Origin of the sequence: Gallibacterium genomosp. 2 (assembly GCF_000771895.1) — a bacterium.
Lineage (GTDB): Bacteria > Pseudomonadota > Gammaproteobacteria > Enterobacterales > Pasteurellaceae > Gallibacterium.
The window spans coordinates 34,058-55,676 of sequence record NZ_JPXY01000021.1 but is presented as its reverse complement, the minus strand read 5'-3'; the positions used below and the strand labels follow the sequence as shown (position 1 = coordinate 55,676).

The following is a 21,619-nucleotide window of genomic DNA, read 5'->3' as shown; positions in this document are numbered from 1 at the left end:
TAGGATTTTTTGATTAAGGAGGAAAAAATGTTAGAGAAATTTAATTTATTAGGGAAAGTGGCAATTGTTACAGGATGTAATACTGGATTGGGGCAAGGAATGGCTTTGGGTCTTGCTGCCGCAGGCTGTGATGTTGTCGGAGTAAATCTGAGTGATGCTTCAGAAACTGCAGAAAAGATTACGGCATTGGGCAGACGTTTCATTAACTTACCGGCAAATTTAATGAAACAGGATCAAATTACTTCGCTCGTGGAAAAAGCAGTCGAAGCTTTTGGTAAAGTTGATATTTTAGTAAATAACGCAGGCATTATTCGTCGTCAGGATACGATTGAGTTCAGTGAAAAAGATTGGGATGATGTAATTAATATTAATTTAAAAAGTGTCTTTTTCTTCTCTCAAGCAGTTGCAAAACAGTTTATAAAACAACAATCTGGCGGTAAGATTATTAATATCGCTTCAATGCTTTCATTCCAAGGTGGTATTCGTGTTCCATCTTATACTGCATCTAAAAGTGGAGTGATGGGGATTACGCGTCTAATGGCCAATGAATGGGCAAAATATAACATTAATGTTAATGCGATTGCCCCTGGTTATATGGCAACGGATAATACCGCAGCATTACGTAGTGATGAATCAAGAAGCAAGGAAATTTTAGAGCGTATTCCGGCAGGAAGATGGGGACTGCCAGAAGATGTTGCTGGGCCTTGTGTATTTTTAGCTTCTGCTGCTTCTGATTATATTAATGGATATACAATTGCAGTAGATGGTGGTTGGTTGGCAAGATAGTTATACATAGTGAGGTATCAATAAATGGAGAAAAAAATTGCAATTTTAGGTGAATGTATGATTGAACTCTGGAACGATAATGACTGTTATCGTCAGGGATTTGCGGGAGATACGCTTAATACGGCGATTTATCTTTCTCGATTGTTGGGTACTTCAGCAAAAGTGTCCTATCTTACTGGAATAGGGAAAGATGATTTAAGTCGGGCAATGATCAATTATTGGCAACAAGAAGATATAGATACTGATGCGGTCGCTGTCGTTGCCAATAAACAGCCCGGCTTATATATGATTAAAACTGATTCTCAAGGTGAGCGTCGGTTTTTATATTGGCGTAATGATGCTGCTGCACGTTACTGGTTAGCAGATTTGTCTATTAATGAAATAGCAAATCTGCTTTCTGGCTATTCTTATCTCTATTTGAGTGGTATTAGCTTGGCAATTTTGCCGAATTGTGATCGGCAGAAGTTATTGGAAGCAATCGTACAGGCTGACATAGAGGTGATTTTTGATAATAATTATCGTCCGGCATTATGGGAAAATGTTGAAGTAGCAAGAGATATTTATAAAAGGATATTGGCGCTGTCTGATATTGCATTTTTAACCTTTGAGGATGATCAGGCTCTGTTCGGTTTTACTGATTATGAACAGTCTATTCAACAAGCATTGGAATTAGGTGTGAAAGAAGTCGTGGTGAAAAGAGGGAAAGAGCCTTGTGTAATAGCCACTAAATCGGAACGTTATCAAGTAGAAGCTACACGTGTAGAAAAAGTGGTGGATACCACTGCTGCCGGTGATTCTTTTAGTGCCGGATATTTGGCAAAACGCCTGCAAGGCGGAACCATTGTGGAATCAGCACAAGCAGGGCATTTGTTGGCTGGAACAGTCATTCAACACAAAGGTGCGATTATTCCGAAAGTTGCAATGCCATCAATCTAATTATGGCTTTGTAGAGCAGGATAGCCATAGAAACCTAAGCGTTCGGAAATGTGCTTTCCTGCTTGCTGTAATAAATTGACTAAATATGGGCGATCCTTTTCTTTAAAGCGGATTGTTGGTAAAGAAATTGATATGCCTGCAATAATTTGCCCCAATCTGTTATAAATCGGTGCGGCAATACAGATTAAACCTTCTTCTTGTTCTTCATTATCTTCGGCATAATGATTTTCCCTTACTGAATGTAACTCCGGAATTAATTTTTCAACATTATCAACTGTATTTTTGGTCGATTGTACCATATCAACATCAGCCAAAATTGTACGAACTTCATCATCAGATACTCCGGATAACAGAATTTTTCCAATAGCTGTACTATAAAGAGGATTTCTTCGCCCTATTCTAGATTGCATTCTAAGATTATATTTTGAATCAATTTTATGCATATAAACAATTTCGTGCCCTTCGAGAATCCCTAAATGCAATGCTTCACCGGTTTGTTCTGCAATATATTGCATCTCTTTATCTGCAAAAGAGATAAGATCAACATATTCTAATGATCTAGCACTTAGCTCAAATAGTTTTAAACTTAATCCATATTTATCACTATCATCTTCCTGATAAACATACCCTAAAGTTTTCATTGTTTGTAGAAAACGATAGGTTGTGCTTTTTGACATCATTAATTTCTGAGACAGTTCGGTTATTCCGATATCTTTTTGTTCCGATAGGATTTCTAAAATACTGAATACTTTCATTACTGAAGCTACGGCTTCAGGTGCATTTTCTTTTTTCATATTTTTACAGGCATCAAATTTTATATCATTAAAGATGTTAAATTATAAACAATTGGTTATTAATTAGGAATATCCCGAAGCTTAATCAAGCATTATTCATTATCTCAAGTTAACTTGAGGGGGATATGTTTGTCTAAAATACATAATTAAAGAATTATCTTCCATAAAAATAAAACATTGTTTTAATTTTTTTAGATCTTTATCACAAATTTTGAATTTTTTGATAGACGATACAAAAAAACTAATTTAGAGTAATTCTAATTTTTTAGGAGGTAAAAATGAAAATTTTACACAATATGCATCCAGAGGATGCTAAACATTACGATACAACACGTCTTCGTGAAGCCTTTCTTTGTGAAGATTTATTCCTAACCGGCAAGATTAATGTTGTTTATAGCCATATTGACCGTTTAGTTGCCTTGGGTGCTATTCCAAATAGTGGGGAAATATTATCGTTAGATGAAGTGATTGATAAAAAATCATTTGGTACAGAATTTTTCTTAGAACGTAGAGAATTAGGAATTATTAATTTAGGCGGTACAGCGGTTATTACTACTAAACAAGGAAGTTTCACTGTAGGGCATTTAGATGCAATTTATTTAGGTAAAGGAACAGAAGAGATCACTTTTTCATCTCAAGATGATAAATCTCCGGCTGTGTTATATGGATTAAGTGCGCCTGCTCATCGCACATTTCCTAGTAAGTTGATTAAATATGTTGATGCCAGAAAAGTCAAATTAGGGACATTAGAAAATTCCAATGCCCGCACAATTAATCAATATCTTCATCCTGAAGTTTTGGAAACTTGTCAATTATGTATGGGAATGACTGAATTAGAAAAAGGTAGCGTATGGAATACGATGCCTGCTCATACACACGAACGCCGTATGGAGGCGTATCTCTATTTTAATATTGAACCCGATCAAGTAGTGTTCCATTTCTTGGGAGAACCAACAGAAACCCGTCATATTGTTGTTCGCGATAAACAATTAATTATTTCACCAAGTTGGTCTATCCATTCAGGTTGTGGTACGAAAAATTACAGTTTTGTGTGGGGTATGGTTGGCGAGAATCAAACTTTCGATGATATGGATTTTGTTTCAATGCAGGATTTACGTTAGCACTATTTTAAAAATTTATGAATTATCCACTATAGGAGAGTAATTATGAAAGTCTTCAAATTATCTAAAAAAGCAACTCTTTTTGCGGCTGCTATTACGGCGATTTACTCCTCTTCTGTTCTAGCGGCAACAGAGGTAAAAATTGCTTTTAACCAATCTGATAAACATCCTCAATATCAAGCATTGCAACAATTTGGAAAAGAACTTTCCAAAGCAACGGATGGTCGTTATAAAGTGAATGTTTTTCCTAATGAATTATTAGGGAATCAGAGAGCTTCATTAGAATTAGTGCAGAATGGAGCTATCCAAATGGCTGTTGTTGCTAATCCTTTAGTGGAAAATTTTGATAAAACCTTTGCGGTATTAGGTATTCCATATGTTTATGCCAATACTGCACATCAAGAGAAAGTGTTTACTTCTGGAATTTTAGATGATTTGTTTGCTTCCACTAAGAAGTTCGGTTTTGAGGTATTAACTGCTTATACTGCAGGTGCGAGGAGCCTTTATACCAAAGGTGGCCCAATTAAATCTAAAGAAGATTTGAAAGGTAAAAAAATCAGAGTATTACAGTCAGATACAATGATTAAAATGCTATCCTGTATGGGCGGTACAGGAGTTCCAATGAACCAAGGTGAAGTTTATACGGCAATTCAACAAGGGGTATTGGATGGTGCAGAAAATAATGAGATTACCTATGCGGATTTGAAACAATATGAAGTAGCACCGTATTTTTCTCGTACAGGACATTTACGCGTAGCAGATTTATTGGTTGTGAGTGATGCTTTTCTTTCCACTATGACGCCAAAAGATCAGGAAACTTTGAAAAAGCTTGCTAGAGAAAGCACTAAAAAAGAATTTGAGTTATGGAATGATCAAATTAAAACTGCGGAAGCTTTTGCAAAAGAGAAAGGAGCTACTTTCGTTGAAGTAGATACAACACCATTCCAAGAAAGTTGCAAACCACTTCAAGAGGAATTAATCAAAACGCCAGCACAAAAAGCATTGTATGAAAAAATTATTGCATTGAAATAGATGCTTAAAGGATAGGCTGCTTGCCTATCCTTATTTATTTTAGGAGGTGTGTGGTGTTTGATATTTTGTTGTTAATAAAGAAAATTTTAGATAGAGCCATTGAATGGATATGTATTTTTATTGTTGGCTTAATGACGGTATTGATTACTTATCAAGTTGTTGTGCGTTATGTATTTAATAGTCCAAGTGCAGTAAGTGAAATATTATCTCGTTATTTATTCGTTTGGTTAATTTTATTTGCCGGTGCTTATGTTTTTGGTTTAAGAGAACATATGGAAATCGCTTTTCTGAAAAATAAATTTCCTCCGAAATTACAAGTGGTTGCTGATTCTATCTCTGAAATAGTAATTGCAACGTTTGCTATTGGGGTGATGATTATTGGTGGTTATAGTGCAACTGTTAGACAGATGTTCCAATTAGATTCTGCATTGCAAATTCCGATCGGTGTTATTTATTCAGCAATTCCTATTAGTGGAGCAATTATTGTTTTTTATTCTATTTGTAATTTAGCCACGTTTTATCACTGCACAAAAAAATAAATTTCATGGGAGGAAACTATGGATTTAGCAACGACTGCTGCACTTATTATGTTGGTAGGTACAGTATTTTTCTTAGTGATCGGAACACCGATCAGTATTAGTGTCGGTATATCTTCAGTTGCTGCAATGTTTTCAATATTGCCGTTTCAAGGGGGAATGGTAACTTCCGCACAACGTATTTTTGTTGGTTTAGATTCTTTTGCATTATTGGCTATACCATTTTTTATTTTGGCAGGAAATATAATGAATAGTGGTGGTATAGCTATTCGTTTAATTAATTTTGCTAAAATTTTTAGTCACTTTTTGCCGGGATCACTTGCTCAAACAACGATTATTTCTAATATGTTATTTGGTTCGATTAGTGGTTCTGGTGTTGCTTCAGCGGCGGCAATCGGAGGCATTATGACTCCAATTGAAAAAAGAGAAGGGTATGATCCCCGATATAGTGCCGCAGTAAATATTGCTTCAGCACCGACAGGAATGTTAATTCCACCAAGTAATACCATCATTGTTTATGCAACTGTAGCTGGAAGTGTGTCTGTTTCTGCTTTATTTATGGCGGGTTATTTACCTGGTATTTTATGGGGCGTTGCGGTAATGATTATTGCAGGATTTATGGCTAAAAAAAGAGGCTATATTACAAAAGAGAAAGTGACTTGCAAAGACAGTGTAAAAATTGCATTGGCAGCTATTCCAAGCTTATCGTTAGTTATCATTGTTATTGGGGGTATACTTGTAGGAGTGTTTACTGCAACAGAAGCATCGGCGATTGCTGTTGTTTATTCATTAATATTGAGTTTGTGTTACAGAACGCTTTCTTTGAAGATGCTACCGCAAATTTTTTTACAAACAGCTAAAATGTCTGCAATTGTTATTTTTATGTTGGCGACCTCTTCTGTAATGTCTTGGGTAATGGCATTTACTCAGATTCCGAATATGATTGCCTCCGGATTATTATCTATTACAGATAATCCAATATTGATTTTATTAATTATAAATTTAATTCTTTTATTGGTAGGAACCTTTATGGATCCCACACCGGCGGTATTAATTTTTACACCGATTTTTTTACCTATTTGTATGTCTTTGGGGATGAGTCCTGTACAATTCGGTATTTTATTAGTATTTAATTTATCATTAGGAACAATTACCCCACCGGTAGGGCCAATTCTATTTACAGGTTGTAAAGTAGGAAATGTTGAAATTGAACAGGTTATAAAAACATTATTGCCGTTTTTCTTTGCGATTTTTATGGTATTAATGTTAGTAACATATCTTCCTTCAATTTCAATGTCTATTCCTGAATTAATGGGATTAGTAAAATAAATTCCTAACTATTTTTTAGGATCAATGCGATATGCTAGAACAGATATTTAACTTACCACAATTTTTAGGTGTACTTGCTTTTATTTTAGGTGTGCTAAGTTTTTATCAACGTAATGATAAAAAATTGAAGATTGTGATGCTGGTGCAGAATCTGACCTATATGTCGCATTTTATTTTATTAGGGTCGTCAGTTTCAGCGTTAAGTTCGTTGTTGTCGGCGTGCCGTACAGCAACATCGATTTATGTTTCTTCAAAATATGTTGCACTTTTCTTTGTTATTATAGGGATTATTTTCGGTTATATAGTAGCGGACTCCTTGTGGCAGTTTTTCCCGATTTTCGGTACAACCATTGGTACAATTTCTCTCTTTTTATTAAAAGGTATTCCAATGCGTCTGTTGATGCTAGTGGGGTCAGGCTGTTGGCTGACAAATAATATTTTAGTAGGTTCATTTGGCGGAGTTTTATTGGAATCTACCGTTATTGTGATGAATGCTATTACCATTTTACGATTAGTGTTACAAAATAGAGAGCAACGGCAATATACAATGAAATAGTCAGAATAATAGGAAATTTTTCTCTTTTTCTGCAGGTATTTTATGATCAGGCTTGAGAAATCAAGATAAAGTGAGTATAATCCACGACCTTTAATATAGTTAGTAGCGGGTCGGGTTTTAATACCTGACGAGGTAGCTAACAAATCTAAACCAATTAGAATGTTGGTAATCCGAGCCGTTGAGCTTAAGCTTTAGTTAATTATTGGAGAATTACAAATGTCCAGAGTCTGTCAAGTAACAGGCAAACGTCCGGCAGTTGGTAATAACCGTTCACACGCAATGAACGCAACTCGTCGTCGTTTTTTACCGAATCTACATACCCATCGTTTTTGGGTTGAAAGTGAAAACCGTTTCGTAACTTTACGCTTAACAGCGAAAGGTATGCGTATTATTGATAAAAAAGGCATCGATGCAGTTTTAGCTGATCTTCGTGCTAAAGGCGAAAAAATCTAAGGAGCTGAACAATGGCAGCAAAAGGTGCACGTGAGAAAATCAGACTAGTTTCAACTGCTGAAACAGGTCATTTCTATACTACAACTAAAAATAAACGTAATATGCCGGAAAAAATGGAAATCAAAAAATTTGATCCAGTTGTTCGTAAGCATGTTATTTATAAAGAAGCGAAAATTAAATAATCGTTTTTTTGTAAGTCAAAATTTTTAATTCTAACTGCACCCAACGGTTTTACTGATGGGTGCAGTTTTTTATATTTTAATGTTTGAATTGCCTTGATTTGCAAGAGATTGTTCCTCTCAAATACAAATATTCTGCTGTTCTGAACGGTGTTTCAACTATTTAGGCATTTTGATGAAAAAGTATAGTATTTCCTGAATTGAGCCTGAAAAAGATTGAGAGTATTCTGAGCAGAAAGATAAACAAGTAAGGAAAAACAATGAAGCAGAAGCAAGTAGAACGACCATTATCGGGGTTTTTATTGGCATTGACGACAGCGATCTGTTGGGGATCTCTGCCGCTTGCATTGCAACGTGTTTTAACTGTTTTAGATAGTTACACCATAGTATGGTTACGTTTTTTAGTAGCGATGCTTGGGCTAGCGATTATCTTGTTGGTGACAGGAAAAATGCCGAAGTTTCGCATTGCGTTTAACCCACGTTTTCGCTGGATCACAATTATTGGTACTTTGGGGTTAGCGATAAACTTTATTTTATTCAACACGTCATTGGAATATATTAATCCTTCGGTTTCACAGGTGCTTGGGCAAGTGTCGCCATTTATTATGATGCTTGCCGGTGTGTTGATTTTTAAAGAAAAATTAAGTTGGAATCAGAAAGTTGGTGCAATACTTTTATTTATTGGACTACTGACATTTTTTAATGCACGTTTAGTTGAATTGTTCACCAGTTTGACCACTTATACTATGGGGGTGATTATCTGTGTTTCTGCGGCAATTATTTGGGTATCTTATGCGATTGCACAAAAATTATTGTTACGCCGTTTTAATTCTCAGCAGATTTTATTTATTTTTTATATCGGCGCCTCATTAATTTTTACACCGTTGAGTCATCCGGCTAAATTAGAAAATTTGACTTGGCCGATAGCATTATGTTTAGTCTATTGCTGTTTAAATACATTAATTGCTTATGGTGCTTATGCCGAAGCCTTAAACCGTTGGGAAGTGTCCAAAGTGAGTTCAATTCTTACTTTAACGCCATTGTTTACCATTGTGTTTGTTGAAACTTTCCACCGAATCTATCCGGATATTGTGCCGGCTTCTGAATTAAATACTTTGGCGTATATCGGTGCTTTTATCGTTGTATTAGGTGCACTATGTTCAGCATTAGGACATAAATTATTGAAAAAACGTCCTGTGACGTAATAGGAGATTAAAACAAGATGAAATTTATTGATGAAGCCTTAATTCGTGTTGAAGCCGGTGATGGTGGCAATGGTTGTGTCAGTTTTCGCCGAGAGAAATATATTCCGAAAGGTGGGCCTGATGGTGGTGATGGTGGTGATGGTGGTGATGTTTACCTAATTGCTGATGAAAATTTAAATACATTGGTAGATTATCGTTTTGAAAAACGCTTTGCGGCAGGGCGTGGCGAGAACGGACGCAGTTCTAACTGCACCGGACATCGTGGTAATGATATCACGTTACGTGTACCAGTTGGTACGCGAGCGGTTGATAATGATACCAAAGAGGTCATTGGTGATTTAACAGAGCATAATATGAAACTGTTGGTAGCAAAAGGCGGTTATCACGGTCTAGGAAATACCCGTTTTAAATCATCTGTAAATCGCGCGCCTCGCCAAAAAACTAATGGTACGCCGGGTGAAAAACGAGATTTGCAGTTAGAGTTAATGTTGCTTGCTGATGTTGGAATGTTGGGGTTGCCTAATGCTGGTAAATCAACTTTTATCCGTGCGGTGTCAGCAGCAAAGCCGAAAGTGGCGGATTATCCTTTTACCACATTGGTGCCGAGTTTAGGTGTGGTGAAAGTGGATGCAAACCGTAGTTTCGTTATTGCGGATATCCCGGGATTGATCGAAGGGGCGTCAGAAGGAGCCGGTTTAGGAACTCGTTTCTTAAAACACCTTGAACGTTGTCGAGTGTTGATCCATTTGGTGGATATTCTGCCAATTGATGAGAGTGATCCGGCGGATAATATTGCGATTATCGAAACCGAATTGTTCCAATACAGTGAAAAATTAGCGGATAAGCCACGTTGGTTGGTTTTTAATAAAATGGATACCTTGAGTGATGAGGAAGCACAACAGCGTGCAGCAGAAATTGCAGACCGTGTAGGTTGGGACGGCGATTATTATCTTATTTCCGCCGCAACAGGACGCAATGTACCGGATTTGGTCAGAGAGGTGATGGACTTTATTGAAGCCAATCCGCGAGAAAAAGCGGTTGTTGCCGAGAATGAAGAAGTGAAGTTCAAATGGGAGGACTATCACCAGCAACAGTTGGCAGATGTTGAAGAAGGTGACGACGACTGGGACGATGATTGGTCAGAAGAAGACGAAGAGGGTGTGGAGATTATTTATAAACCATAAACTTTGTCTAAAATACAAATAGAAAGAGGATAGTACGTTTTATACTATCCTTTTTGTTTATTCACGGATTGCAGTGACTTTCCCACAATTTGTTTTTGGTAAAAACAGTAATGCCGATAAGGCAAAAGCTGCCATTGTCCAGAATGCGAAAGTCGGGTTGTAGCTGTAAATCACGCCGGATAATGCGGTCAACAGAGCTACAGCGATACAGTTGCTGATACCATTATATAACGCTTGTAACTTAGCGATATGTGAATCGGGTTGAGCAGAAATATAGCGAACAGTGGCAAAGTGGCTGACAGCGTAAGTTAATGCGTGAAATAGCTGTAACAAGGTCAACAATGCTAAATTTCCTAATACTGGAAATGCCATCCAGCGGATAGCAGCAGCAATGATGCTTAGCGTAAATAATGTAGTAATATTCCAATGTTTAAATAATTTGGAAGCAAAAAAGAACAAAATCACTTCCGCTACCACAGAAATTCCCCACAATAGGCTAGTGGTTTTCAGATCGATACCCTGTGAAACCCAATAGATGGTACTGTAAGCATAGTAAGCACCGTGTGAGCCTTGAATTAATGAAATGGCGATCAATAAACGGAGAGTATTCGTTTCGGATAATAATTGACGATAACTTATACTTTTCGCTTGGGTTGCTTGCAGATTAGAAATTGGAAGTGTCGCGGGGATTGGCAGTTGGTATAAAATATAGACGATTAATAAACTCAAGATGACCCAAATAATAGAAGAATCGCCAAGATAACTAATTAATGCACCAAAAACTACTACTCCAATCACGAACCCTAATGAACCGATTAAACGTACTCTGCCATAATCTAAGCCGATTTGTCGATTCCAAATACCAGCAAGACTATCCTGCAATGGCATTCCAGCACCGTTGAATAGACTAAACAGAGCAAATAGCACAAAAATTAATAAAAAAGAGTGCCAATACCATGAGCTGATGGCAATCATTAAAATAACTAAAGCAGAGGAAAATGCCAGATTGCGTAACATTGCCGGTAGATAAGCGGTATCTTTAATTTTGCCGGAAAAGAAAATACCGCCCAAGAAACGGAATATGTAGGCAGAAGCTAGCAAAAGAGCAATATTTTCATCACTGCAAGATTGTGATTGTAACCACACTGGAATAAGTGGCACAAACACACCATAGGCACAGAAATAGCCAAAATAATTGAGAATGAGCCAATAATTTGATTTCAGTTTAATCAAAATAATTTCTCCATCTCTTCCGCACGTGCCACTGCCGCTTGCATTGCTTGTGCAATCGTCTGTTCTAGCTGATGTTGTTGGAACACATTAATCGCCGCCGCAGTCGTGCCGCCCTTAGAAGTGACTTGTTGACGTAAGATCTCTAAGGACAAATCTGGATTTTTAATTACCATTTGTGCTGCACCCAACGCGGTTTGTTGCACTAATAAACGTGATTGCTGTTCATCCAATCCCATTGCCATCGCAGTTTTTTGCATCGCTTCCATAAAGAGGAAAAAATAAGCTGGGCTACTGCCGGAAGTTGCAATAATAGTATTAATGCTGGATTCTGTTTCCACCCAGCAACTTTGACCAATCGCATTGAAAAGTTCTGTGGCATATTTTTTAAATTCCAAATTAACATTCGGATTGGCATATAAACCGGACATTCCTTCGCCGATCAAAGCAGGTGTGTTCGGCATAACACGTACAATTTGTTTGGCGGAGGGTAGATAACGCTGCAACGTGTCTACGCTGATGCCGGCAGCGATAGAAATCAGCCATTTATGTTGTAAATCATATTGTTGAAATACCTGGCAGGTTTGTTGCATATTTTGTGGTTTAACCGCCAACACAATCACTTCGGCAAATTCAATAGCGCTGGTGGATACCGCTGTGGTTAATATGCCTTTTTCTTCAAAGGCTTGACGTTTGTTTTCGTTATGATCGCAAATCATAATGTGATCTGCTTGATAGCCTTTTGCTAATAATCCCAATGCAATGGCACGTGCCATATTGCCGCCGCCGATAAAGGCGATCTTTTTCAGTTGCATAAGATTTTCTCCATAAATCACGGTACAATAGCGGCTATTGTACCCGACAGCTATGAAGATAACTATAAGGAAACAGCGATGTTTTGGTTTAAGAATGTTTTAGTTTACCGTTTAACAAAAAAATTGGACTGGTCGACAGAAAACTTACAGCAGAGTTTAGCATTACAGCAATTTTTCCCTTGCGGCGCAGGTGATAGAACAAAATTAGGTTGGCAAGCGCTGTTGGCAGAGAGCGAAATGTTTCATTTTGAGGTAAGCGGACAGATCTTATTAGTGGCACATAAAGAAGAGAAAATGTTGCCGAGCAATGTGGTTAAAGAAACATTGGAAAACCGAATTAAAGAGATTGAAGCAGCCCAGCAACGTAAATTGAAAAAGACAGAGAAACAATCCTTAAAAGATGATGTGATTGCTACATTATTGCCGCGCGCATTCAGTCGTCATCAGCGTACCGCATTGTGGATCGATACACAAAACGATTTAATTTATGTTGATGCCGCCTCAAGCAAGCGCGCGGAAGATGTGTTGGCATTATTGCGTAAGTCGCTCGGTTCTTTGCCGGTAGTGCCGTTTTCGTTTGCAGAACCGTTATTTGTGACAATGACAAACTGGTTATTGACAGATAGTTTGCCTGAATGGCTTGCCTGTTTGGAAGAAGCGGAATTTAAAGATTTGGATACAGGTTCAACGTTGCGTTGTAAAAATCAGGATCTCTATGAGCAAGATATTCAAGCTCACCTTGCTGCCGGAAAGGTTGTTACCAAACTGGCGTTAGCGTGGGAAGATCATTTTAGTTTTATTTTCAATGAGGACGCTTCACTGAAACGCGTAAAATTTGCGGATGTGGTGCGTGAAAAAAATGATGACATTTTGAAAGAGGATGTAGCACAGCGTTTTGATGCAGATTTTGTTTTAATGACAGGCGAATTATCCCTGTTTATGCAAAAAATGCTGGAATTATTAGGCGAGAAAAAGTTGGGAGAATAAGCATTCTCAAGAAAATAACAATGCGTCTGTTTTAAAATCACGCTATAATAGCGCACTTTGTAATACCTCGTTTTGTGTGCGGCTAACAAAAATGTTTTTTGCTGGTGGCACTTTTTGATTAAAGGAAAATATTTTTGCTAGTCGCAAACGGGTCATTACAAATGTCATTAACTTAACATTATTTATAAGAGGATAAAATTGTGACTCCATTTGTGAAACAATTTAAATACGGGCAACATACCGTAACATTAGAAACGGGAGCAATGGCGCGCCAAGCGACCGCAGCGGTAATGGCAAGTATGGATGATACTTGTGTATTTGTCACCGTTGTAGCAAAAAAAGATGTGAAAGAGGGACAAGATTTCTTTCCATTAACTGTTAATTATCAAGAACGTAGTTATGCTGCTGGTCGTATTCCGGGTGGTTTTTTTAAACGTGAGGGACGTCCTTCAGAAGGTGAAACCTTAATTGCACGCTTAATTGATCGTCCGATTCGTCCATTATTTCCGGAAGGTTTTTTAAATGAAATTCAGATTATTGCGACTGTCATGTCTGTTAATCCTCAAATTAGTCCGGATTTAGTCGCAATGATTGGTGCATCTGCGGCACTTTCTTTATCTGGTGTGCCGTTTAATGGTCCAATTGGTGCGGCACGAGTCGGTTTTATTAATGATCAGTTCGTACTTAACCCAACAATATCAGAACAAAAACAGAGTCGTTTGGATTTAGTGGTTGCCGGTACGGATAAAGCAGTATTAATGGTTGAATCTGAAGCGGATATTCTTACCGAAGAACAGATGTTGGCAGCGGTGGTTTTCGGTCATCAACAACAACAGGTTGTGATTGAAGCGATCAAAGAGTTTACGGCAGAAGCTGGTAAACCTCGTTGGGATTGGCAGGCTCCAGCTAAAAATGAAGCTTTAATCAATCGTATTAAAGAACTCTCTGAAGCTCGTTTAGGTGAAGCTTATCGTATTACTGAAAAACAGGCACGTTATGAACAGATTGATGCGATCAAAGCCGATGTTTGTGCTACTGTGTTAGCTGAAAATAGCGAAGATGATAGCATTACCGAAGGTAAAATCATTGATATTATTCACGAATTAGAAAGTGGTGTTGTTCGCAGCCGTATTTTAGCAGGTGAACCGCGTATTGATGGACGTACTGTTGATACTGTTCGCGCATTGGATATTTGTACAGGCGTGTTGCCTCGCGCTCACGGTTCTGCAATTTTCACTCGTGGTGAAACTCAATCTTTAGCGGTGACTACATTAGGTACGGAACGTGATGCTCAAATTATTGACGAATTGACTGGTGAAAGAACCGATCATTTCTTATTCCACTATAATTTCCCGCCATACTCTGTTGGTGAAACAGGTTTGATTGGCTCACCAAAACGCCGTGAAATCGGTCATGGACGCTTAGCCAAACGTGGCGTTGCTGCAGTAATGCCGACTTTAGAAGAGTTCCCTTATGTGGTGCGTGTGGTGTCTGAAATCACAGAATCAAACGGTTCTTCTTCAATGGCATCTGTTTGTGGTGCGTCTTTGTCATTAATGGATGCAGGTGTGCCTATTAAAGCGGCAGTTGCTGGTATTGCAATGGGATTGGTAAAAGAAGATGATAAATTTGTAGTGTTATCTGATATTCTTGGCGATGAAGATCACCTTGGTGATATGGACTTCAAAGTTGCAGGTACTCGTGCAGGGGTAACCGCATTGCAAATGGATATTAAAATTGAAGGGATCACGCCTGAAATTATGCAGATTGCGCTTAACCAAGCAAAAAGTGCAAGAATGCACATTCTTAATGTAATGGAACAAGCGATTCAAACACCGCGTGCTGATATTTCTGATTTCGCACCTCGTATTCATACAATGAAGATTGATCCGAAGAAAATTAAAGATGTGATCGGAAAAGGTGGTGCGGTAATTCGTAGTTTGACCGAAGAAACCGGCACCTCAATCGATATTGATGATGATGGTACAGTGAAAATTGCCGCAACTGATAACAATGCGGCGAAAGCAGTAATGTCCAGAATCGAAGACATTGTCGCTGAAGTGGAAGTGAATAAAATCTACCAAGGCAAAGTGACTCGTATCGTTGATTTTGGTGCATTTGTTGCGGTGTTGGGCAACAAAGAAGGGTTGGTTCATATCTCACAAATTTCTGATGAGCGTGTAGAGAAAGTCAGTGATTATCTACAAGTTGGTCAGGAAGTGATGGTGAAAGTGGTTGAAATCGATCGTCAAGGACGTATTCGTTTGACAATGAAAGATCTTCAACCTAAAGCAGTGAATGAACCTGAAACAACAAATGAAAACAGCGTAATTGAAGATCATTCAATAGACGCGTAAGATATAAGCAATGACGAATAACACCGTGGTTTTGCCACGGTGTTTTTGCCGAAAGTGTTGGGCTTAGTGCTAGTTAAGGCAGTGTTATGTGTCGATTGCAGAGAAGAGTTTGTTCATTTTTCTATTTTCCATTTTTTTCATTATGCTTTTTATTGGTGGGTTGTTCGAGTTCACCATTAAGTGTTTTGGGAACGGATTCACAGTTAATATTTTCTGACACCAAACCGCAGGAACATATTGATCAGGAAGTAGTTATTGCCAAACTTAGTCAAGTGCTGCAATTAGAAAAAATGAACCGGGAGGATCGCGCCGCATTCTATTTTGAACGTGGTGTTTTATACGATAGTCTTGGTCTTTGGACATTGTCCCGATTTGATTTCGCGCAAGCGATTCAACTCAAACCAACAATGGCGGATGCTTATAATTATTTAGGGATTTATGCCCTAGTTGAGGGCGATTACGATGCAGCGATTGATTATTTTAATGCAGTGCTGACGCTCGATCCTCATTACAGTTATGCTTTCTTTAATCGTGGGTTAAGTTACTATTACTCTAACCGTTTTGCACGAGCGGAAGATGATTTAATTAAATTTTATCAAGAAGATACGACAAACCCTTATCGCGTACTCTGGTTATATTTCAATGAATTGAAACAGAACCCTGATTTGGCGTTTTCTCGTTTGAAACAGCGTGCAAATAAACTTTCCAATCAATATTGGGGAACGAATATTGTACAGTATTATTTAACGCAGATTTCTTTATCCGAATTACAACAACGGATGAAGCAGTATGCAGGCAAATCTTCCTCACAATATTCAGAAGTTTTAACGGAAACCTATTTTTACTTGGCAAAACAGCAATTAATGCAAAATCATCGACAGGATGCGATTACACTATTTAAATTAGCAATGGTGAATCAAGTTTATAGCTTTGTAGAATATCGTTTTTCATTGTTAGAACTGTTGCGTTTAAGTGAAACTAAAGCCCCAGCACAAAGCAAGCCATAATATTATTAAAACAAAAATTTATACTTTGGTATTTACATGACAGAACAAACAATGACTTTTGCAGATTTAGGTCTGCCGGAAAACCTTTTATCTGCAATTTCAGACCTAGGTTTTATTAACCCTTCACCTATCCAGCAAGCGTGTATTCCGCATTTATTGAATGGTGAAGATGTGTTGGGTATGGCGCAAACCGGTAGTGGAAAAACAGCCGCGTTTGCATTGCCGTTATTAAGCAAAATCGATCTTGATAAAAAATATCCGCAACTTTTAGTGATGGCACCGACACGAGAATTGGCTATCCAAGTGGCAGATGCGTGCGAACAATTTGCGAAAAATTTAAAAGGTATCAATATTGTTACCGTTTATGGCGGTCAACGTTATGATATTCAATTACGCGCATTAAAACAGGGTGCGCAAGTGGTTGTCGGCACACCGGGACGAATTTTGGATCATATTCGTCGTAAAACATTGGATTTAAGTGCCTTGAAAGCCATTGTGCTTGATGAAGCCGATGAAATGTTACGAATGGGCTTTATTGAAGACGTTGAAACCGTGATGGCGGAATTGCCGGAATCGCACCAGACAGCCCTATTTTCAGCGACAATGCCGGAACCGATTCGCCGGATCACACGCCGTTTTATGCGTGAACCGCAAGAGATCAAAATTCAATCTACACAACAGACTGCACCGGATATCACACAATCTTATTGGTTTGTGAATGGCTTCCGAAAAAGTGAAGCGTTAGTGCGTTTCCTTGAAGTGGAAGAGTTTGATGCTGCAATTGTTTTTACTCGCACTAAAACCGGCACCACCGAAGTGACAGATCTGCTTGAACGTAACGGTTTTCGTTGTGCGGCACTCAATGGTGATATGACACAACAGCTGCGTGAACAAACACTGGATAAATTAAGAAACGGTCGTTTGGATATTGTGGTGGCAACGGATGTGGCAGCACGTGGTATTGATATTGATCGTATCAGTTTAGTGGTGAATTATGATATTCCGCTTGATCCTGAATCTTATGTGCATCGTATTGGACGTACCGGTCGCGCCGGACGTGCCGGACGTGCGCTGTTGTTCGTTGAAGCGAGAGAGAAACGGTTGTTACGCAACATTGAACGTTTGATGAAGAAAACGGTTGATGAGGTGCAGATCCCGAATCACGAGCAGTTACAACAAGTTAGACGTGATAAATTCCGTCAGCGGATTACAGCACAGTTGGAACATCACGATCTCGATCAATATCGCAGTCTATTGGAAGATATATTTGCGGCGGATCAATCGCAAGAAGATATTGCCGCGGCAATGATGATGTTATTGCAAGGTAAACAGAAATTAATCCTGCCGCCAGATCCGGAAATTAAACCGGCACGTCGTGAGAACAGACGAGATCGTGCTGATCGGGAGCGTAGAGAAAATCCACGTTCGGCAGAGCGTCGTGGGGTAAGAAATGAATTGCCGATGGATCTTTATCGTATTGAAGTCGGTCGTGCCGATGGCGTAGAAGTTGGTCATATTGTCGGTGCGATTGCAAATGAGGGCAATATCAGCAGTCGTTATATCGGTCATATTAAATTGTATGATCATTATGCAACAGTGGAGTTGCCGGTAGAAATGCCGAAACCTTTGTTGCAACATTTCCAACGTACTTATGTTGTTGGCAAACCAATGAAAATGTCTTTATTGGAAATGGCGAAAAATAGCGATGAAGGCAAACATTCGCCACGTAAAAAAGGGCGTGAGGGAGAATCTTTTACTAAGAGATCGCATTCCGGTAAAGAACGGAAATTTAAAGAAAATCGCAAAAAATTTGCGCGTCATTAATGAAGAATGGGCTTGTATTGCAAGCCCTATTTTTAGGCTGAGGAGCGAAAAATGTCCAGTTTAAATAATATCAACGGGTTGGCAGCCAAATTGAATAATTATTGCGTCATTGAGATCAATGGTGTAGACAGCCAAACTTTTTTACAGGGGCAATTAACTTGTGATGTCGTCAATATGAGCGCAAACAGCTCGACCTTAGCGGCGCATTGTGATCCGAAAGGTAAGGTGATCTCTTTATTCCGATTAATAAAATTTTCCGCAGAGCAATTTTGGTTTGTGTTTAACAACAGTTTGTTGCCGCTGGCATTACAGCAGTTAAAAAAATATGCGGTTTTTTCTAAAGTTACTTTTGTTGAGAAAAATTTGCACATTGCCGCCTTTAGTGAAGATTGTCTGCCGAATGATTTAATCACTGATGCAGAAGTCACTACAACAGCAGATAAAACATTAGTACGTGTTAATGCAGAGAATGATTTTTACCTGTTATTCAGTGAGAGCGAGCAGGCACAGGCGGAACAGGCAGAACAGTGGAAATGGTTGAATATCGTTAATGGTGAGCCGTTATTTACCGCTACGGCACAAGGGGAATTTATTCCGCAAGCATTAAATTTACAGCATTTGGAACAGGCAATTTCGTTCACTAAAGGTTGTTATATCGGTCAAGAAACCATTGCACGTGCTAAGTATCGTGGTGCAAATAAGTTGGCGATGTTTACCTTGGTGGCGGATGAGATTGAGGCGGTTGAAATCGGTTCCAGCGTGCAAATGGCGTTAGAAAACGGTTGGCGAAAAACAGGCACAATCATTAATTTCGCCCATTATCAACAGCAAACGTGGCTACAAGTGGTGTTGAATAAAGACGTGCCGCCGGAAACACCGTTCCGTTTAGCAGAAGATGGCGCGGTTTACCAGCTATTGGAAAACAGATTTGAAGAGCAGTAAAAATTAAAGGCAGATCAAATGATCTGCCTTTTGCTTATTCGATATTTTGCACCTGCTCACGCATCTGTTCAATTAACACTTTCAACGTGACCGCAGCGTTGGTGATTTCGGTATTAATTGACTTGGATGCCAACGTGTTGGATTCTCGATTCAGCTCCTGCATCATAAAATCTAAACGGCGACCGACAACACCACCTTTGTTGATAATGTTGTTGGTTTCTTTGATGTGCATTTCCAAACGATCCAACTCTTCAGCAACGTCAATACGTTGTGCCAGCAAAATCATCTCCTGTTCCAAGCGGCTCGGTTCAAGCTGTAATTGCACCTCTTCAAAACGTTGTAATAAGCGTTCACGCTGCCATTGCAGCACTTCCGGCATTTTATTACGAACGAATGTCACTTCAGTGGCAATTGCTTGTAAACGAGTGCTAATCGCTTGCGCTAACTTTTCCCCTTCTCGTGCACGCATTGCAATAAAATCATCCAATAATGCATTGAAACCGGCAAGCAGCTCCTGACTAAGCTCATCGACATCAACGCCGGCATCTTCCACTACACCCGGATAACGTAGAATATCAATCGGATTAATTTGACCGTCATTTAATTCAGTTTTAATCCAATGCAAAGCCTCCATTACTTGGCGAGCGAACGTTTGATTAAGGTTTAATCCGGATTTTGCCTGATTTAATTCAATGCGCAAACTGCATTCGATTTTACCGCGTGATAAGCGTTGTCTTAATGTTTCTCGCAGTGTATTTTCTAACGCTCTGAACTGCTCGGGTAAACGAAAAAAAGTTTCCAGATAACGCTGATTAACAGAACGAATCTCCCAAACTGCACAGCCCCATTCTGCTTGGATTTCGTGGCGTGCAAATGCTGTCATACTATAAATCATTCATTACTTCTCTTATGGTGAAACTATAAAATCATCTTAACCAAATGATCTGCTTTAATCCGCTCAAAACGGCGTAAGATTTTTTGTACCGGCGCCGGATAATCGCTTGGTTTATCCAATTGTTGATAGCTATTAAGAATAGTGGTGTAAGTGCGTATTTCCGCCAATTCGGTGCAGGTTTGAGCAGTCAGCTTGTGATCCAAATCTTGAATCAGTAAACCGTTTTCCGCATCCAAACGCCAAGCACGCGGATTTAAATTATTACCGGTAAGCAAAATGTAATTGTCATCAACCCAAACGCCTTTAAGGTGATAACTGTTTTCACCGTCTTTCCATAGGCGGATAGTAAGCTGCTTATTATCAATAAATTCGGCAAACTTCCGTGCAAATTGGCGTAAGTTTTTCTCATAAAGATAAGGCAATGCCCCTGCCATTTTGAACGGTTCGGATGGCGGAATGTAGAAATCGTTCGCAGTTTTGTCGCCAACGATGATTTCAATTTTTTTGCCTTCGTGCAGCAAAGTGCGGATGCGTTGTTGTAATGAACGCGGAAAGTTGAAATAAGGTGTGCAAATCGTTAATTTTTGCTGAGTTACTACAAATAAGGCTTCAATCACTTTATTCAGCAGATTGTTTTTACCCAGTCCGAACAGTGGTGTAACGGTGAATCTGCCGTCTTCAAGATGTTGTTTGGTACGGCAATGATATTTACCGGTTAAAATCAAATTTCTACGGAAAGAACGAATCGCAGGGCGTAACTCTTTGGTTGGTTTTCGCGCTTGATCAAGGCGATTTACCGCACAAATATCATTTAAATTTTGTTGGATAAATTCAACCAGACAGTCGGCTAATTGTGGATTGGTAATTTTTTGATAACGGTCGTAGCGATAACGATCCAGTTGATGCAAGTAGACATTGTTAATGCTTGCACCGCTATAAAGCACGGTATCATCAAAGATAAAACCTTTAATGTGCAACACGCCGAAAATCTCACGGGTGTTGATCGGCACACCATAAACAATGACATCATCAAAACCGTATTTCTGACGCATTGCCGCATACCAATCGGCATTGCTGCTTTGTTGATCTTCACCGATGCGTCCACGTTGTGCACGATGCCAATCGACAAAAATTTTAATATCTAACTGCGGATGGTTCTGTTTTGCCTGATAAACGGCCTCAAGAATCTCTTGCCCCGCTTCATCTTTTTCCCAATAAAGTGCGGTAATGTAAATGCGTTTTTTAGCCTGGCTGATAAGTTCCAGTATTTGCTGTTTAAATGCTTTGGAAGATAGGATAATTTCAACCTGTTGCGCTTCCAGTGTATACGCAGGCAAACGAGCTAATCTTCTTTTCGCACGATCTAATCTTGATAGTAACATAATATAATTATGGTTATGCGCAGCCATTATGACGTTGCGCTTTTCTATAAAATGCCTAAGTTTACAATT

Annotated in this window: 21 protein-coding genes; 16 read left to right on the top strand and 5 right to left on the bottom strand. The window is 38.9% G+C overall.

The features are described 5' to 3' along the window. Positions 1–27: 27 nt before the first annotated feature. A complete protein-coding gene (kduD, locus tag P375_RS05055; protein WP_039135068.1) occupies positions 28–786 on the top strand; it encodes a 2-dehydro-3-deoxy-D-gluconate 5-dehydrogenase KduD in 759 nt (252 codons plus the stop codon). A gap of 24 nt (positions 787–810) precedes the next feature. Further along, positions 811–1,722, top strand: a complete 912-nt coding sequence (locus P375_RS05050) for a sugar kinase (RefSeq protein ID WP_039135065.1) — start codon at positions 811–813, stop codon at positions 1,720–1,722. Here the strand turns inward: P375_RS05050 and kdgR are convergent. Continuing rightward, a complete protein-coding gene (kdgR, locus tag P375_RS05045; RefSeq protein WP_039135062.1) occupies positions 1,719–2,516 on the bottom strand; it encodes a DNA-binding transcriptional regulator KdgR in 798 nt (265 codons plus the stop codon). The two genes, P375_RS05050 and kdgR, sit on opposite strands and share 4 nt — an antisense overlap. Before the next feature lie 278 nt (positions 2,517–2,794). Here kdgR and kduI point away from each other — a divergent pair, with 278 nt between their 5' ends. The 9 genes from kduI (at position 2,795) to cgtA (ending at position 10,111) form a co-directional block, all read left to right on the top strand. After that, the gene (kduI, locus tag P375_RS05040) at positions 2,795–3,637 is read left to right on the top strand and encodes a 5-dehydro-4-deoxy-D-glucuronate isomerase (RefSeq protein ID WP_039135059.1); all 843 of its coding nucleotides are present in this window, start codon (positions 2,795–2,797) and stop codon (positions 3,635–3,637) included. 45 nt (positions 3,638–3,682) lie between these two features. Continuing rightward, positions 3,683–4,669 carry a TRAP transporter substrate-binding protein gene (locus P375_RS05035; RefSeq protein WP_039135056.1) on the top strand — a complete coding sequence of 329 codons (987 nt, stop codon included), beginning with the start codon at positions 3,683–3,685 and terminating at the stop codon, positions 4,667–4,669. 53 nt (positions 4,670–4,722) lie between these two features. Beyond that, complete coding sequence (locus P375_RS05030; RefSeq protein ID WP_197494784.1) at positions 4,723–5,208, top strand: TRAP transporter small permease; 486 nt, start codon at positions 4,723–4,725, stop codon at positions 5,206–5,208. An 18-nt stretch (positions 5,209–5,226) separates the two neighbouring features. Then, positions 5,227–6,534, top strand: coding sequence for a TRAP transporter large permease (locus tag P375_RS05025; RefSeq protein WP_039135053.1), 1,308 nt, complete (start codon positions 5,227–5,229; stop codon positions 6,532–6,534). A gap of 31 nt (positions 6,535–6,565) precedes the next feature. After that, on the top strand, positions 6,566–7,090 hold the full coding sequence (locus P375_RS05020) for a YgjV family protein (RefSeq protein WP_039135051.1): 525 nt from the start codon (positions 6,566–6,568) through the stop codon (positions 7,088–7,090). Between the two features lie 216 nt (positions 7,091–7,306). After that, positions 7,307–7,543: a 50S ribosomal protein L28 gene (gene rpmB, locus P375_RS05015; RefSeq protein WP_013746215.1), complete on the top strand. Its 237-nt coding sequence runs from the start codon at positions 7,307–7,309 to the stop codon at positions 7,541–7,543. Between the two features lie 11 nt (positions 7,544–7,554). Then, entirely contained in the window at positions 7,555–7,725 is a 171-nt protein-coding gene (rpmG, locus tag P375_RS05010) for a 50S ribosomal protein L33 (RefSeq protein WP_005542835.1), read from the top strand. A 257-nt stretch (positions 7,726–7,982) separates the two neighbouring features. Further along, positions 7,983–8,927, top strand: a complete 945-nt coding sequence (locus tag P375_RS05005) for a DMT family transporter (protein ID WP_039135047.1) — start codon at positions 7,983–7,985, stop codon at positions 8,925–8,927. 17 nt (positions 8,928–8,944) lie between these two features. After that, a complete protein-coding gene (gene cgtA, locus P375_RS05000; protein ID WP_039135044.1) occupies positions 8,945–10,111 on the top strand; it encodes an Obg family GTPase CgtA in 1,167 nt (388 codons plus the stop codon). A 57-nt stretch (positions 10,112–10,168) separates the two neighbouring features. On the opposite strand, the gene P375_RS04995 is transcribed toward cgtA, so the two are convergent. Next, entirely contained in the window at positions 10,169–11,341 is a 1,173-nt protein-coding gene (locus P375_RS04995; protein ID WP_039135103.1) for a 3-phenylpropionate MFS transporter, read from the bottom strand. Next, a complete protein-coding gene (proC, locus tag P375_RS04990) occupies positions 11,341–12,156 on the bottom strand; it encodes a pyrroline-5-carboxylate reductase (RefSeq protein WP_039135041.1) in 816 nt (271 codons plus the stop codon). The genes P375_RS04995 and proC overlap by 1 nt, the downstream gene beginning before the upstream one ends. Before the next feature lie 78 nt (positions 12,157–12,234). Here proC and rdgC point away from each other — a divergent pair, with 78 nt between their 5' ends. The 5 genes from rdgC (at position 12,235) to P375_RS04965 (ending at position 19,273) form a co-directional block, all read left to right on the top strand. Next, complete coding sequence (gene rdgC / locus P375_RS04985) at positions 12,235–13,143, top strand: recombination-associated protein RdgC (protein WP_039135039.1); 909 nt, start codon at positions 12,235–12,237, stop codon at positions 13,141–13,143. Between the two features lie 200 nt (positions 13,144–13,343). Continuing rightward, entirely contained in the window at positions 13,344–15,500 is a 2,157-nt protein-coding gene (gene pnp / locus P375_RS04980) for a polyribonucleotide nucleotidyltransferase (RefSeq protein ID WP_039135037.1), read from the top strand. An 86-nt stretch (positions 15,501–15,586) separates the two neighbouring features. Next, positions 15,587–16,507, top strand: coding sequence for a lipoprotein NlpI (nlpI, locus tag P375_RS04975; RefSeq protein ID WP_039135034.1), 921 nt, complete (start codon positions 15,587–15,589; stop codon positions 16,505–16,507). A 36-nt stretch (positions 16,508–16,543) separates the two neighbouring features. Next, a complete protein-coding gene (locus P375_RS04970) occupies positions 16,544–18,331 on the top strand; it encodes a DEAD/DEAH box helicase (protein ID WP_039089101.1) in 1,788 nt (595 codons plus the stop codon). Positions 18,332–18,382: 51 nt separating this feature from the next. Beyond that, on the top strand, positions 18,383–19,273 hold the full coding sequence (locus tag P375_RS04965; protein WP_039135033.1) for a YgfZ/GcvT domain-containing protein: 891 nt from the start codon (positions 18,383–18,385) through the stop codon (positions 19,271–19,273). Between the two features lie 34 nt (positions 19,274–19,307). On the opposite strand, the gene P375_RS04960 is transcribed toward P375_RS04965, so the two are convergent. Then, positions 19,308–20,168, bottom strand: a complete 861-nt coding sequence (locus P375_RS04960) for a YicC/YloC family endoribonuclease (protein ID WP_013746225.1) — start codon at positions 20,166–20,168, stop codon at positions 19,308–19,310. Positions 20,169–20,191: 23 nt separating this feature from the next. Then, positions 20,192–21,550 carry a CDP-diacylglycerol--serine O-phosphatidyltransferase gene (gene pssA / locus P375_RS04955; RefSeq protein ID WP_039135100.1) on the bottom strand — a complete coding sequence of 453 codons (1,359 nt, stop codon included), beginning with the start codon at positions 21,548–21,550 and terminating at the stop codon, positions 20,192–20,194. Positions 21,551–21,619 lie beyond the last annotated feature (69 nt).